16 protein-coding genes are annotated in these 13,955 nt (G+C 48.4%); 6 read left to right on the forward strand and 10 right to left on the reverse strand.

Annotated features, from left to right (window positions below; genetic code table 11):
• Positions 1–2: 2 nt before the first annotated feature.
• The 10 genes from tatA to hisC all read right to left on the reverse strand — a co-directional run bounded on the left by tatA (position 3) and on the right by hisC (position 6,473).
• Positions 3–206: a Sec-independent protein translocase subunit TatA gene (tatA, locus tag O3682_RS01835; RefSeq protein WP_003679438.1), complete on the reverse strand. Its 204-nt coding sequence runs from the start codon at positions 204–206 to the stop codon at positions 3–5.
• A 41-nt stretch (positions 207–247) separates the two neighbouring features.
• A complete protein-coding gene (locus tag O3682_RS01840) occupies positions 248–571 on the reverse strand; it encodes a histidine triad nucleotide-binding protein (protein ID WP_150537292.1) in 324 nt (107 codons plus the stop codon).
• A 118-nt stretch (positions 572–689) separates the two neighbouring features.
• Complete coding sequence (locus O3682_RS01845; protein WP_003679440.1) at positions 690–1,013, reverse strand: phosphoribosyl-ATP diphosphatase; 324 nt, start codon at positions 1,011–1,013, stop codon at positions 690–692.
• 32 nt (positions 1,014–1,045) lie between these two features.
• Positions 1,046–1,453, reverse strand: coding sequence for a phosphoribosyl-AMP cyclohydrolase (gene hisI, locus O3682_RS01850; protein ID WP_371508164.1), 408 nt, complete (start codon positions 1,451–1,453; stop codon positions 1,046–1,048).
• Positions 1,454–1,496: 43 nt separating this feature from the next.
• Positions 1,497–2,264, reverse strand: coding sequence for an imidazole glycerol phosphate synthase subunit HisF (hisF, locus tag O3682_RS01855; protein WP_003748652.1), 768 nt, complete (start codon positions 2,262–2,264; stop codon positions 1,497–1,499).
• Between the two features lie 40 nt (positions 2,265–2,304).
• Positions 2,305–2,622 (reverse strand): hypothetical protein, encoded by a 318-nt coding sequence (locus O3682_RS01860; RefSeq protein WP_003748653.1) that lies wholly within the window; start codon positions 2,620–2,622, stop codon positions 2,305–2,307.
• A gap of 164 nt (positions 2,623–2,786) precedes the next feature.
• The gene (hisA, locus tag O3682_RS01865; RefSeq protein WP_070606856.1) at positions 2,787–3,524 is read right to left on the reverse strand and encodes a 1-(5-phosphoribosyl)-5-[(5-phosphoribosylamino)methylideneamino]imidazole-4-carboxamide isomerase; all 738 of its coding nucleotides are present in this window, start codon (positions 3,522–3,524) and stop codon (positions 2,787–2,789) included.
• A 73-nt stretch (positions 3,525–3,597) separates the two neighbouring features.
• Positions 3,598–4,242, reverse strand: coding sequence for an imidazole glycerol phosphate synthase subunit HisH (gene hisH, locus O3682_RS01870; protein WP_371508165.1), 645 nt, complete (start codon positions 4,240–4,242; stop codon positions 3,598–3,600).
• A gap of 169 nt (positions 4,243–4,411) precedes the next feature.
• Positions 4,412–5,368 carry an imidazoleglycerol-phosphate dehydratase HisB gene (hisB, locus tag O3682_RS01875; protein WP_371508166.1) on the reverse strand — a complete coding sequence of 319 codons (957 nt, stop codon included), beginning with the start codon at positions 5,366–5,368 and terminating at the stop codon, positions 4,412–4,414.
• Positions 5,369–5,387: 19 nt separating this feature from the next.
• The gene (gene hisC / locus O3682_RS01880) at positions 5,388–6,473 is read right to left on the reverse strand and encodes a histidinol-phosphate transaminase (protein ID WP_371508167.1); all 1,086 of its coding nucleotides are present in this window, start codon (positions 6,471–6,473) and stop codon (positions 5,388–5,390) included.
• A 218-nt stretch (positions 6,474–6,691) separates the two neighbouring features.
• Between hisC and O3682_RS01885 the strand changes: the two genes are divergently transcribed.
• From O3682_RS01885 to rpsP, 6 genes are all read left to right on the forward strand, one after another.
• Positions 6,692–7,048 carry a DUF2069 domain-containing protein gene (locus tag O3682_RS01885; RefSeq protein WP_049336736.1) on the forward strand — a complete coding sequence of 119 codons (357 nt, stop codon included), beginning with the start codon at positions 6,692–6,694 and terminating at the stop codon, positions 7,046–7,048.
• A complete protein-coding gene (locus O3682_RS01890; protein WP_371508168.1) occupies positions 7,045–8,877 on the forward strand; it encodes a PglL family O-oligosaccharyltransferase in 1,833 nt (610 codons plus the stop codon). Before O3682_RS01885 ends, O3682_RS01890 begins: the two co-directional genes overlap by 4 nt.
• Before the next feature lie 207 nt (positions 8,878–9,084).
• On the forward strand, positions 9,085–9,762 hold the full coding sequence (gene misR, locus O3682_RS01895; RefSeq protein ID WP_003748666.1) for a two-component system response regulator MisR: 678 nt from the start codon (positions 9,085–9,087) through the stop codon (positions 9,760–9,762).
• 15 nt (positions 9,763–9,777) lie between these two features.
• Positions 9,778–11,175, forward strand: coding sequence for a HAMP domain-containing sensor histidine kinase (locus tag O3682_RS01900; protein WP_371508169.1), 1,398 nt, complete (start codon positions 9,778–9,780; stop codon positions 11,173–11,175).
• Between the two features lie 55 nt (positions 11,176–11,230).
• Positions 11,231–13,621 (forward strand): bifunctional acetate--CoA ligase family protein/GNAT family N-acetyltransferase, encoded by a 2,391-nt coding sequence (locus O3682_RS01905; RefSeq protein ID WP_371508170.1) that lies wholly within the window; start codon positions 11,231–11,233, stop codon positions 13,619–13,621.
• Positions 13,622–13,696: 75 nt separating this feature from the next.
• Positions 13,697–13,945: a 30S ribosomal protein S16 gene (rpsP, locus tag O3682_RS01910; protein WP_003684452.1), complete on the forward strand. Its 249-nt coding sequence runs from the start codon at positions 13,697–13,699 to the stop codon at positions 13,943–13,945.
• Positions 13,946–13,955 lie beyond the last annotated feature (10 nt).

A 13,955-nucleotide genomic window follows, 5' to 3' on the forward strand; every position in this document is an offset into this window, starting at 1 on the left:
GATTATGCTTTGTCTTCGTCTTTTTTGTGTTCGATGACTTCGTCTTTTTTGGCATCTTTGCCGTCTGTACCTTCATTCAGGCCTTGTTTGAAGTCATGCACTGCACCGCCGAGGTCTTTGCCGACGTTGCGCAATTTTTTGGTACCGAATACCAAAACGACGATAATCAGTACGATAATCCAGTGCCAGAGAGAGAAGCTACCCATGATAAATCCTTGAATTTGTTTAATTTAAAAAGAGATAATAATTATGCGGGCGTACCCATAATATGGATATGCAGGTGGAAGACTTCTTGTCCGCCCCCTTTGCCTGTGTTGATCAGGGTTTTGAAACCGTCGGTCAAACCTGCCTCATGGGCGATTTGAGGAACTTTCAACATCATTTTACCCAACAGGGTTTGATGTTCGACAGTGGCATGTGCCAGTGAATCGAAGTGCACTTTCGGAATCAGCAGCAGATGCACCGGCGCGGCAGGACGGATGTCTTTGAAACAAAGCATCTCGTCGTCTTCGTAAACGGTTTGTGCCGGAATATCTTTGGTTGCGATTTTGCAGAAAATACAATTATCCATAATGGCTCCAATGGCCGTCTGAAAACGGGCGTAACGAGTTTCAACCAAAAAAGGGAAATCGTTTTTGCCCCAAGAGACGGATTCTGAAACAGGTCAAATACGGGATTGTAATATAAATTCAAGATTCTTTGCGAGAAGCTTTTTCCACTAATCCCGACAAACCTTGACGGCGCGCAAGCTCGTTGACCACATCTTCGGCGCGCAATCCGTGATGCGCCAATAAAACCATGGTGTGAAACCACAAATCCGCCACTTCGTAAACCAAATGTTCGCCACCGCCATCTTTAGAAGCCATCAAGGTTTCACCCGCTTCCTCGATGACTTTTTTCAGAATCTTGTCTTCGCCTTTGTGCAGCAGTTGGGCAACATAAGAGGCATCGGGATCGCCGCCTTTGCGCGAATCGATGACGTTTTGAATTTGGGTAAGGATAGTATCGGTCATGGTCGGTTTCTCTTATTTTCTTTCAGACGGCCTTAAGGATGTTTATGTCCGTAAATCGCTTCTTCATTTTTCAACACGGCATCGACTGTCTGCCATGCGCCGTCTCGCCAAACTTTGTAAAAACAGCTTTCGCGCCCTGTATGACAGGCAATGCCACCATTTTGTTCAATCAGCATGACCACTGCGTCGCCATCGCAATCCAAGCGCAATTCGTGTACTTTTTGCGTATGCCCTGACTCTTCGCCCTTCATCCATTGTTTTTGGCGGGAACGGCTGTAATAGTGGGCAAACCCGGTTTCTACGGTTTTTTGCAGGGCTTCGGCGTTCATCCATGCAACCATCAGCACACGGTGTGTCTGCCAATCTTGGGCAATCGCGCAAACCAAACCTTTTTCATCAAATTTTACGGCATTCAGCAGCGTTTCATTTATGTTCGACATTCGCGTTTTTCTCCCATATTTTCAGACGGCCTTTGGATAGCAATCACAAACGCACTTCGATTCCTGCTTCACGCATAGCCAGTTTCGCTTCGCGGATACTCGCTTCGCCAAAGTGGAAAATACTGGCGGCCAATACCGCATCGGCTTTCCCTTCTTTAATGCCGTCCACCAAGTGTTGAACCGAACCGACGCCGCCGGAAGCAATGACCGGAATATCGACCGCTTCGCTGACCGCGCGTGTCAGAGGCAGGTTGAAACCTTGCTTGGTACCGTCCCGATCCATACTGGTCAACAAAATCTCGCCCGCACCGCGCCGCTGCATTTCAACAGCCCATTCCACCGCATCCAAACCGGTCGGATTACGTCCGCCATGGGTAAAGATTTCCCAACGGGTGTTTTCAGGGTTGACCGCTTTGGCGTCCACGGCAACAACAATCGCTTGCGAACCAAAAAAACCGGCCGCTTCGTTGACCAAATCAGGATTAGTTACGGCAGCCGTATTGATGCTGGCCTTATCGGCACCGGCATTAAGCAAACGACGGATATCGGCAACCGTACGCACACCGCCGCCGACTGTTAATGGAATAAAAACTTGTGATGCGACTGCCTCAATAACGTGCAAAATAGTGTCGCGATTGTCGCTGGAAGCAGTGATGTCCAAAAAGGTCAACTCATCCGCGCCTTCATCGTTGTAGCGTTTGGCAACGTCAACCGGATTGCCTGCATCGCGTAAGCCCAAAAAGTTGACACCTTTTACCACGCGACCGTCTTTTACATCCAGACAAGGAATAATTCGTTTTGCCAATGCCATACTCAATACCTCTTATCCGTTATCAGGCCGTCTGAAACCGTCAGGCCAAAAATTTGCCCAACCAATCCGGCAAATGTTGCAACAGCTGAAAATAACCAATGCCGGCTATCATCGCCAAAACACAGGAAATAATGAAATTGCTGTCGATGCGGCCGACGATGGAAAAAATCAAACCGGCAAATGCCCACACTATCCCATTGAAAATCATCCAATAGGTATCGATAATCGGCAAATCAAACGCCGTCAGCTGTCGCAGTATTACTGCAATCAGTGTAAACCACAAACTTTCGCTTAGCGGATACACTTCGCGGTCGGATGACCAGATAATCCAAAAACCCAAAACAAACGCTTCAAGCATACTAATCCCTTAATAAAATATCGATTGGGTTGTTTTTATAATTATTTCAAACAGATATAAACCCATGACCTATACAGGCAATCCCTTTGAGTGCATTTTTGTGTGCTGCGTCAGCCGCTGCGTTTTAATGGCCTGAAAGGTCTTATCCGCATAATCCGACACACTTAAGCCAAAGAATCGGCCAGTTTTTGTGCCTGTGCGAAATCAATACTTCCCTCATAAATTGCGCGGCCGGTAATCGCACCGCTCACACCCTCTTTTTCAACGGCACACAATGCGTGGATATCGTCCAAATTCGTCAAGCCGCCGGAAGCGATAATCGGGATATTCACGGATTGGGCCAATTTGACAGTAGCTTCGATATTCACGCCGCTCATCATGCCGTCGCGACCGATATCGGTATAAATAATGCTGTTGACGCCATCGTCTTCAAAACGCTTGGCCAAATCGACGACATGATGCTCCGTTACCGTTGCCCAACCGTCTATCGCCACCATACCGTCTTTGGCATCTAAGCCGACGATAATCTGACCCGGAAATGCCTTACATGCTTCGCGCACAAATTCAGGATTTTTTACCGCGGCCGTACCGATAATCACATCGGTCAGCCCCAAATCCAAATACTTTTCAATGGTGCCCAAATCACGGATACCGCCACCAAGCTGTACCGGAATATCTTTGGCTACGGCGGCCAAAATTTCTTTAATCGCCGGAAAATTTTGAGGAACGCCTGCGAATGCGCCGTTCAAATCAACCAAATGCAAACGGCGTGCGCCTTGATTGCGCCAATGCAACGCCATCTCTGCCGGCGAATCGGAAAACACCGTCGCCTGCTCCATCAAGCCTTGTTTTAAGCGAACACAGCGTCCTTCTTTCAAATCAATGGCAGGTATCAACAGCATTTTTTTCTCCTCTATTCAATTTCAGTATATTTTACACAAATTAGCGATTTTTAGCAGATTTATGTTAAAAACCTCAAATCTGCCAATTTAAAAAATTACGCAGCAGCAGCAATCCTGCCTGATGGCTTTTTTCCGTGTGGAACTGTGTGGCAAACACATTATCTTTACCGACAATGCAGGCAAATTCACTCGGATATTCGCTGACGCCTAAAACAATCTCTTCATTTTTCGGTGCAAAATAATAGCTGTGGACAAAATAGAAATACTCGTTCTGCCCAATGTCTTGAAATAAAGGATGCGGACGGGTTTGGCGCACTGTATTCCAACCCATATGCGGCACTTTCAGACGGCCTCCCTGTGCATCGGTTTGATTGGGCAAAAACCGTTTTACTTGCCCTTCAAACCAGCCCAAACCATCTGTATCGCCTTCTTCGCTGTGTTCAAACAATAATTGCGCACCTACGCAAATTCCAAAAAACGGCTTGTTTTTCAGGCCGTCTGAAACCGCCTCGCCCAAACCGCTTGCCTTCAACGCCGACATACAATCCGGCATGGCGCCCTGCCCCGGAAAGATAACCTTATCCGCCGCCATCACTTCTTCGGGCCGCGAAGTCAGATAAACCTCGGCATTTTGCTTGGACAAGACCTGCGCCGCCTGAACAGATTTCAATACTGAGTGCAGGTTTCCCATTCCATAATCGACAATCGCTACTTTCATTGCTTCTCCTCAGGCCGTCTGAAAACATTTAATGATTAATATAATAATAAGAATGATTGTAGCAAAAGATGGTTTAAAACAAAATATTGCCACCATACAAGACAAATAATAAAAGGCCGTCTGAAATCCCGATCGGTTTCAGACGGCCTTTATTCATTCACACGATGCCTTATTCTTCAGACGCGGCTTCCGCTTCTTCTTGAACAGATTCTTCACTCAGCGTGCCTTTGGTAGAAGGCGTTTGACCAATCATGCGTGGATCGTATTCGACCGCCATGCGCAAAGCGCGGCCGAAGGCTTTGAAAACGGTCTCGGCTTGATGATGTGCATTACGGCCGCTCAAGTTATCGATGTGCAAGGTCATCATACTGTGATTCACAAGGCCGTGGAAAAATTCTTCAAACAAATCAACATCAAAACGGCCGATCAGGGCGCGGGTAAAGTCGATGTTGTACACCAAACCAGGGCGGCCGGAAAGGTCGATAACCACACGGCTCAACGCTTCATCCAGAGGAACATAGGCATGACCGTAACGGGTAATGCCGGTTTTATTGCCAAGCGCCTGTTTCAGGGCCTGACCCACCACGATACCGATGTCTTCAACCGTGTGATGGTCGTCAATGTGCAAATCGCCTTTGCAGGTAATATCCAAGTCAATCAAACCATGACGCGCCACTTGGGCAAGCATATGCTCAAGGAAAGGAACGCCGATATCCAAGCGATATTTGCCGGTACCGTCAAGATTGAGGCTGACGGTAATTTGGGTTTCGCAGGTATTGCGGGTAACGGTAACAAAACGGCCTTCGGTTGAAACACCAGCTTCGACTGCTTCGACAGTTTGTTTTTCCAAACGCGCCGCTTCAACCGCTGCTGCTTTTTCTTGGTCTTTGCTGTGGTCACGGTTCAGCCAGCCTTTGCGTTTGCGCATACCGGATTCCAACTTCGCAGCCAGGCTCGGACGAATGCCGCGTGCAGACTCATCGCCTGCTTGTTGTTCCAAACGGCGTTTGAGCTGAGACAAAGAGGCGGAGTTTTCATAACCGCACGCACGTGCAAGCTTGGTTAATGAGCCGGCTTCTTCAACCAGTAACAGAAAATTGGTCAAATGCAGTTGAGCTTTGTTCATAATGGTAGTTTCCTTGAAATCAAAGATTGGGGTAAAGGTTTCTAATAACCGCCAAGACGGCATCATTTTGCGCTGCCGAGCCTATGGTTATGCGGACACACTGATCCAAAAGCGGATGGCTGCCATGCAGTTTTTTAATCAGTATGCGGTTTTGCTTCAATGTTTCAAACAACTCGTTCGCATCAGGAACGCGAACGGTAATAAAGTTGGCTTCGCTCGGGAAAACTTCCAAACGGTTTAATTTCAACAATTCATTCAGCACGCGCGAACGCTCGTTTTTTAATGTATCAATGTTTTGCTGAATGATTGGATGATGTTTCAATGAGAATTTTGCCGCTGCCAAGCTTAATTGATTCATATTGTAAGGCGGAAGGATTTTGGCCAGTTCACCTATAATGCTTGGACTTGCCGCTGCATATCCCATCCGCAAGCCTGCAAAGCCGATTTTACTGATGGTGCGCATTACAACCAGGTTTTCAACTTCTCCCGCCCAAGGAAGGAAACTGTCATGATGAAACGCTCCATATGCCTCATCAACAACCACAATGCCGGTAGCCGCACGAATAACCGCCTCCACTTCTTCCCGCTTAAAGCACACGCCGGTAGGGTTATTGGGATAGGCAATAAAAATTAATGACGGCTGATGTTGCTCAATCGCAGACAGAACGGCAGGAAGATTTAAAGAGAAATCCGGATTTAAGGGAACGCCGACATATTCCATGCCATAAAGCACGGCATTATGACGATACATAACAAAACTTGGCTCAATACCCAATACCTGCGCATTTGGTTTGGCAACCAGCATAGTCAAAAATTGGATAAGCTCGTCGGAGCCGTTGCCCAATGCGATTTCCGCCTTATCGGGAATACCGAAAACCTCCCTCAATTCTCCATAAATACCGCTCTTGGCAGTATGGGGATACAAATGAATCGGTGCCTGCTTTGCCAAGTCCGCCCATTCCGATAATAAAGATTCATACCCGGCGAAAGGATGATGCGGACACTCCATGGCGTCCAACTTAATAAAACCTTCCGGCAAATCGGCAACCTGATAGGCTGTCATTACTTTAATATCATCACGGATAACATCAGCAACGCGATTCATGGTTTTCTATCCTCCTGAGATAAAGCGTCTATAATAATAACACAATCTTTATTAAATATATATATTAATAAGACTATAAAACAAGATAAAGTTTCATTCGTTTGAAGAAAAAACAATAAATCCTTTCTTCAGCATCTTTAAGCAATATTCTTGGCTTACCCTGCCTTTTTAGCGGTATAATTTTAAGTTTTCCAGTACGGCTTTACGCCCTCAATATTGTGAACAATACACGCTCCCCATTACCTTATCTTGCAACTTCCATAAGCCTTATCCTGCTGATTCTGCTTTCCTTGTCATGGGAATTGTGGATCGCTCCATTGCGCGAAGGCGGCTCATGGCTGGCCCTGAAAGCCCTGCCCCTGTGCCTGCCGTTGACCGGCATTTTGAAAAAACGCATCTACACTTATCAATACAGCTCCATGCTGATTCTGATTTACTTTGCCGAAGCCTGTATGCGCCTGGCAGACACAGCCGTCGCCAGCCGGATTTGCGCCGCCGTTTCCGTATTATTGTGTATTGCCTTTTTCCTCGGCTGCCTTGCATTTATCAAACAACAAAAACACACATCAAAATGACCTACCACACACTTTCAGACGGCCTGACTGAATCTTCAGTAAAAACCTTTTGGCCTTTATGGCTCAGTTTTCTTTGGATTTGCGCCGTCCCTTTTCTCTCACTCTACCGAGTCGGCCCACTGCCCAGCTTTTATTTAGAAGCCATCTCTCTGAGCGGCTCATTGGTACTGACACTGATTAGCGCACACAAAGGCCTGCTGAATATTCGCCTCCCTGCACTCAGTATCGGCTTATTTGCCATGGCCGCATTTTGGTCGCTCCAAGCGCGCCTCATGCATTCCACCTACCCCGGCATGAGCGATATTACTGCCTGGACCTTTGTCATTTTGGCACTGGGCGCATGGTCGGTGCGAGGCTGGGTAGCAGCTTACGGACAGGAACGTGTCGTCAGTATCTTTGCTTGGTCTTTATTGATAGGGGCAACCATACAGGTCGCCATCGTCTGGCTGCAATTTAAAGGCTGGTCCAACGTAGAGTGGTTGAACGGCATTATTGCCCGAAGCAACGGCACCGTAAACGGCCAACTCGGCCAGCGCAATCATTTGGGACATTATTTAATGTGGGGCATTTTGGCGGCATCCTATTTATGGACGGTGCGCAAAATATCCAATGCAGCAGGTTTTCTGTTCGTATTGGCTTTGACTGCGACCCTCGGCCTTGTCAACTCGCGCACCATCTTAGGCTACATTGCCGCCCTATTCCTGATTACGCCGTTATGGTTTTGGCGTACCTGTTTCCAACACAAACGCGCACTGTGCATTTTCCTTCTGACCGCCATCCTGGCCGCCGCTTTCCAATTCGGCATGGGCAGCCTGTTGGATTTGTTTGGCAACATCAAATACGAAACCGCTGTCGAACGAGCAGGCACCAGCGGCTTTGAAGGCTCCATGCGCCAAATCGAATGGAGCAAAGCATGGATTGCCTTTAAATCCGCACCTTGGTTCGGCCATGGCTGGAACAGCTTTGCCCAGCAAACCTTTCTGATCAATGCCCAGCAACAATATTTCCCCAACAATATCCTCGGCGTACTGTTTACCCATTCGCACAATATCGTCATGCAGTTGCTGTCCGAAATGGGCATTGCCGGCACCTTGCTCGCAACCTTAACCCTGCTTGCAGCCGTATGGCGACTATCGGGACGCAACCAAACGCCAGCTTCCCTGTTTTTACTGACTGCCACCTCCGTCAGCCTTTGCCACAGCATGCTTGAATATCCTCTTTGGTATATCTACTTCCTCACTGTATTCAGCCTGATTCTGTCGTTGACACCCTCTTATCCGAAAGATGTTTCAGACGGCCTTTTATCTACCCGAATCAGACAATGGGTAGGCGGTATAGCTGCTTTATCGATTTTAATCGGCATGGCAAACCTCAGCTGGGAATATCAAAATCTGACCCAATATAGCCGTGTAGGGAAAACCGATGATCAGCAAACGGTTCAAAACAAAATCGACGGCTTGCAACGACTTTCCAAAGAAAGCCCCATGCTTGCCTATTACGCCGATTTGAGCTTGAGCAAACGTGCAGACCCGACCGATACCTACATCCGCCCGTGGGCAGAAGAAGCCGCACTCAAAGCCCTGACCTACCGCCCCTACTCCAGCGCCTATCAAGTCGGTCTCTACCTATACCGACAAGGCAAAAAAGAAGAAGGTGCGCAATGGATGCAGGCAGTGCAATATTATTACCCGTATATGATGTATTTCTACGCCGACAAAATACGCAGCCATCCGGTATTCGCCCCTCTGCTGCCCAAACTTTTGTCCGATTGCAAAGATTTCATCAATGCACCGAAACACCAAACTGCCCAATCATGTGATAAACCCTAAACAAAACTCACTCAATTGTCAGTTTGTCCTTACAGGCCGTCTGAAAATGTAAAGAGCGACAAGTTTCTATGCAAAAAAGCGCAAAAGCACAGAAAATTACGCTATCAACAAAAGCAGATTGCATGTTAAGATTGAATACAACTCTATTTTAATCGCCGCACCGCCTATTTAGTGCCACGGCGCATACAATCACGAAAAGGAAATTCCATGAGTCGCGTATTACTCGTAGATGACGATGCCCTCTTGACCGAATTGCTGACCGAATACCTGACTGCCGAAGGCCTCAACGTCCACAGCGTTCCTGACGGCGAAGCCGGCGTTCAAGAAATTCTGACCGGACAATACGATGTCGTCGTATTAGACTCCATGATGCCTAAAATGAACGGTTTGGACGTTTTGAAAAACGTACGCACCCAAAGCACTGTACCCATCATCATGCTGACTGCAAAAGGTGACGACATCGACCGCATTATCGGTTTGGAAATGGGTGCGGACGATTACGTACCGAAACCATGCACACCGCGCGAACTCTTGGCGCGTATCAACGCCATCTTACGCCGTGCACAACACAGCAACGAACAAAACAACGCGCCTAACAGCATTTCTGTCAGCGACGTTGTCCTCTACCCTGCCAAACGCCAAGCCAGCATCAAAGACACTCCGCTTGAATTGACCAGCACCGAGTTCAATCTGCTCGAAGTTTTGATGCGCCACGCCGGACAAGTTGTCAGCAAAGAGACCCTGTCTATCGAGGCACTCGACCGCAAACTGGCTAAATTTGACCGCAGCATCGACGTACACATCTCCAGCATCCGCCACAAATTGGGCGATGCTTCCCTGATTCAAACTGTACGCGGCTTAGGCTACCTGTTTGTTAAAAATTAAAGATTAAACAGATCAATGAAACTGTTTCAACGCATCTTCGCCACATTTTGCGCAGTCATCGTCTGCGCAATCTTTGTGGCGAGTTTTTCATTTTGGCTGGTACAAAACACCCTTGCCGAAAACCAATTCAACCAACGCCGCACCATCGAAACCACATTGATGAGCAGCATTATTTCCGCATTCAACTCACGCGGAGACAGCGGTGCGCGCGAAATTCTTTCCGAATGGAAAAACAATCCGGTTTCCAATGCCGTTTATGTGATTACCGGCGACGATAAAAAAGATATTTTAGGCCGAAACATCGACAGCCTCTCCATTGAGCGCGCCCGTATCTTTGCCATCAACAACCCCGAATCTGATTTGGCACACATCGAATACGACCGTTTCGGCGAAGAATACCTCTTCTTTATTAAAGGCTGGGACAATCATCAGGCTCAACGCCTCCCTAGCCCGCTCTTCATTCCCGGCTTGCCGCTTTCGCCTATTTGGCACGAATTTATCATTCTGTCTTTTATCATCGTTGTGGGGCTCTTGATGGCATACATCCTTGCCAACAACATCACCAAGCCTATTAAAATTTTAGGTGGCGGCATGGACAGAGTGGCTAACGGCGAACTTGAAACCCGCATTTCCCAACAAGTTGACGACCGTGACGACGAATTGTCCCACCTTGCCGTACAGTTCGACAAAATGGCCGAAAAGCTTGAAAAACTTGTTGCCAAAGAGCGCCACCTGCTCCACCACGTTTCGCATGAAATGCGTTCGCCGCTGGCGCGTATGCAGGCGATTGTCGGCCTGATTCAATCTCAGCCGCAGAAACAAGAGCAATATCTCAAGCGCCTTGAAGGCGAACTGGTGCGCATGGATACTTTGGTCGGCGAATTGTTGACCCTCTCTCGCTTGGAAACTTCCAATATTCCTTTGGAAAAAGAAAACCTCAAACTCGTTCCTTTCCTGACCAACTTGATTGAGGACAACCAAAGCATTGCCCACCAAAACAACCAAAGCGTTACCCTGAGCATTGACCCAAAAATCCCTGAAAATGCCGTAGTCAGCGCCAACGAAGGCTATCTATACCGTGCCTTTGACAACGTGATCCGCAATGCCATCAATTACAGTCCGGAAGGCAGCACCATTCAAACCCATATCGGACAAGACGGCAAAAACTGGATTATCGATGTTACCGACAACGGGCCTGGTGTCGATGAAATGCAGCTTTCGCATATTTTCACTGCCTTTTATCGCGCCGACTCCAGCGCACACAAACCCGGTACAGGTTTAGGGCTTGCATTGACACAGCACATTATGGAACAACACTGCGGTAAAATCATTGCTGAAAATGTCAAACCCAACGGCCTGAGGATGCGTTTTATCCTTCCCAAAAAGAAAGCCGGAGACAAAAAAGAAGTCTAAAAATAAGGCCGTCTGAAACTTTTCAGACGGCCAAAAACACAAATAAGGAACCATCATGAGTGCAACCGTCCAAACCGGCTACTTCTTCATGCCTGAACACATCATCCTCGTCGGCGCCAGCGAACGTCCGCACAGCCTTGGCGAACGCATTTTCAGCCACCTGCTCGGTTCCTCATATCAAGGCAAAATCACCCCCGTCAATCTTCGACACAGCAGTGTCGCAGGTATTCCCTCCTACTCCAGCCTCAGTAAAATCCCGGGCCAAGCCGATTTGGTTGTTGCCGTTATCCCCCCCGACCATTACGACTCGCTGTTCAAAGCCTGCCGTAAAAAAGACCTGCGCCACATTATCCTGATTCAAGATTGGGAAAATCTGCCACCCGAATCCTGCAAAAACGCCCGTTCCATCATTCAAAAATATCACGGTGACGAATTAAACATTACCGTGTGCAACAGCGCAGGCATCCAACTCCCCTCACTCAACCTCAATATCGGCACCCAAACCGACTATCCGGCCGGCCATATCGCATTACTAACCGGCCACAGCACCGCCAGCCGCAACATCAACCACCTGCTGAATACGCTACACCAAGGCGTATCACGCCACATCAGCCTCAACTATGATATAAGCCCCACCACATCCGCCGACTGGCTCAACCGCTTCGGTCACAACCGCCATACCAAAGTTGCCGTGATCCACTATAATCCGGCCGAAAACCAACGCGAGCTGTTCAGTGCCATCCGCCACTTTACACGCCACACTCCGCTTATCCTGTTGTCCACACACTACACCGACGACACAGACAAAGCCATCCTGCGCAGCCTCAGCCGCCATTGCAATTTCCAACCGGTATTCAATAACGCCGAACTGGAAGCAGCCCTAAAAGCCCACCTTTCCGGCATTCCCGTCATTACCCACCCCACCATATTGTCCGATACGCCGATAGAATGGCTGCGCAGCACCGCCGATGCCTGCCAATTGACCCTCAACCTTCCAACCGATGTACCATCCATCCGACAAGGCTGCATCGGCAGCAACCCCACGCCTGCACGCATCCACCGCCTGGCGCTCGAACAATTACAAAATCCTCATACTCAAGCCCTACTCGGCATTATTTCGCCAGATACGCCGGATGCGTACAGCATTCATCAAACTCTGGATAATTTGGCACAAAAAACCAGCAAGCCCATTCTCGTCAGCTATCGTTTTTCAGACGGTCTGACTAGGTTTAACACGCCGGAAGAAGCCCTGCTGACACTTTATTTCCGCAATCAAACCGCCTATTTGCAACAGGTGCAAAATACCCCTGCTCCAGTAAAAACAGGCCGTCTGAAAACACCCAAAAGCAAAAGTATCGATAAAGCCATTGCGTCCGGCCAAACCGAACTAATGGCGGAAGCCCTATACCTGCCTCCGTGCCAAACCCAAAAACACAATGCCGTCCAATTCCGATTCAGCCGCCATGCCATTTACGACAACATCCTTACCGCCCATTACAACGGCCAAACCGAAGCCTCATTACCTCCTTTTACCACGCTTGATATCCAGCATTTAAGCCAATTTGCAGAACTCGACAACACGTCCGTTCTCAATCAATTCCTGCATTCCCTAAACACGCTTATCCACAACAACCAGCATATCGGCGACATTATCCTCAACTACAACGGCAGCCAATACAGCAGCGCCATCATTCCCGAAATCGTAGAAAAACCTGTTGCACCAACAACCAAAATCCCCAAAAAAGCGGTCCAAACCTTAGAACAGGCCGCCGCTAAAATGCAAAGTGCCGCCGCCTACCTCCAACAAAAAAATCCGGCCGCAGCCGAGTTTCTACGCAACACCGGCGAAGCTGCGTCCGAACTGCTGCACCCTAAAACTGAAACGCCCGAGATACAAAACGTACTCGCACCCTATCCGAGCCAAACCGAGACCTTTACCCTTCCCGACGGCAACACACTGCACATCCGCGCACTAGAGCCTGAAGATGCCGAAGCCAAACAAAAATTTGTCCGCCAATTACCCGCGACCGACCGCTATACGCGCTTCATGACCCATACCAACGAGTTGCCGCTGCCCACACTCGCACGGCTGACCCGTCCCGATTTCCATACCGAATGTGCATGGGCAGCCTTCGCTTCAGACGGCCGTATTGTTGCAGTCAGCCGCTACAGCCGCATCAATCGCAATGAGTGCGAGTTCGGCATTACTTTAGCGCCTGAAGCACGCAAAACCGGCTTGGCCGGCAAAATGATGAGCCTCATTATCCAAACTGCCACACAGCAAGGTTACCAAACCATGAATGCGGAAATCCTCAAAGAAAACACACCGATGCTCAAACTCGCTGAAAAATCAGGATTTACCGTCACCCCATCGGAAACCGACCGCGGCCTGTATCAAGCCGGCCTCGATTTGATCGAATGGCAAAACAGCAACAAAAACAAATAAAAACTTGCATAACCCGTGTGAAATATCCTAAAATTAGCGGTTTCTATATATCCGCATTTTTCAAAAGGACTCAAAATGGTAGTTATCCGTTTGGCTCGCGGCGGCTCAAAACACCGCCCTTTCTTCAACGTAGTCGTAACTGACTCTCGCAACCGTCGTGACGGCCGCTTCATCGAGCGCGTAGGTTTCTACAACCCCGTTGCCAACGAAAAACAAGAACGCGTACGTTTCGACGCAGACCGCATCAACCACTGGGTTGCTCAAGGCGCAAAAGTTAGCGACGCAGTTGCCAAACTGATTAAAGAGCAAAAAATCGCTGCTTAATCAGCTAAAA

Source organism: Neisseria sp. 27098_8_112, from assembly GCF_041433235.1.
In the GTDB taxonomy this organism is placed as follows: Bacteria; Pseudomonadota; Gammaproteobacteria; order Burkholderiales; family Neisseriaceae; genus Neisseria.

Bases quoted from the DNA above. Each gene is read 5' to 3' on its own strand.
- hisI (WP_371508164.1), bottom strand. From the start codon at position 1,453: ATGTCGAACATAAATGAAACGCTGCTGAATGCCGTAAAATTTGATGAA.
- hisC (WP_371508167.1), bottom strand. From the start codon at position 6,473: ATGAATCGCGTTGCTGATGTTATCCGTGATGATATTAAAGTAATGACA.
- O3682_RS01840 (WP_150537292.1), bottom strand. From the start codon at position 571: ATGGATAATTGTATTTTCTGCAAAATCGCAACCAAAGATATTCCGGCA.
- misR (WP_003748666.1), top strand. From the start codon at position 9,085: ATGAGTCGCGTATTACTCGTAGATGACGATGCCCTCTTGACCGAATTG.
- hisF (WP_003748652.1), bottom strand. From the start codon at position 2,264: ATGGCATTGGCAAAACGAATTATTCCTTGTCTGGATGTAAAAGACGGT.
- O3682_RS01845 (WP_003679440.1), bottom strand. From the start codon at position 1,013: ATGACCGATACTATCCTTACCCAAATTCAAAACGTCATCGATTCGCGC.
- O3682_RS01900 (WP_371508169.1), top strand. From the start codon at position 9,778: ATGAAACTGTTTCAACGCATCTTCGCCACATTTTGCGCAGTCATCGTC.
- O3682_RS01905 (WP_371508170.1), top strand. From the start codon at position 11,231: ATGAGTGCAACCGTCCAAACCGGCTACTTCTTCATGCCTGAACACATC.
- rpsP (WP_003684452.1), top strand. From the start codon at position 13,697: ATGGTAGTTATCCGTTTGGCTCGCGGCGGCTCAAAACACCGCCCTTTC.
- hisB (WP_371508166.1), bottom strand. From the start codon at position 5,368: ATGAACAAAGCTCAACTGCATTTGACCAATTTTCTGTTACTGGTTGAA.
- hisH (WP_371508165.1), bottom strand. From the start codon at position 4,242: ATGAAAGTAGCGATTGTCGATTATGGAATGGGAAACCTGCACTCAGTA.
- O3682_RS01860 (WP_003748653.1), bottom strand. From the start codon at position 2,622: ATGCTTGAAGCGTTTGTTTTGGGTTTTTGGATTATCTGGTCATCCGAC.
- O3682_RS01890 (WP_371508168.1), top strand. From the start codon at position 7,045: ATGACCTACCACACACTTTCAGACGGCCTGACTGAATCTTCAGTAAAA.
- tatA (WP_003679438.1), bottom strand. From the start codon at position 206: ATGGGTAGCTTCTCTCTCTGGCACTGGATTATCGTACTGATTATCGTC.
- hisA (WP_070606856.1), bottom strand. From the start codon at position 3,524: ATGCTGTTGATACCTGCCATTGATTTGAAAGAAGGACGCTGTGTTCGC.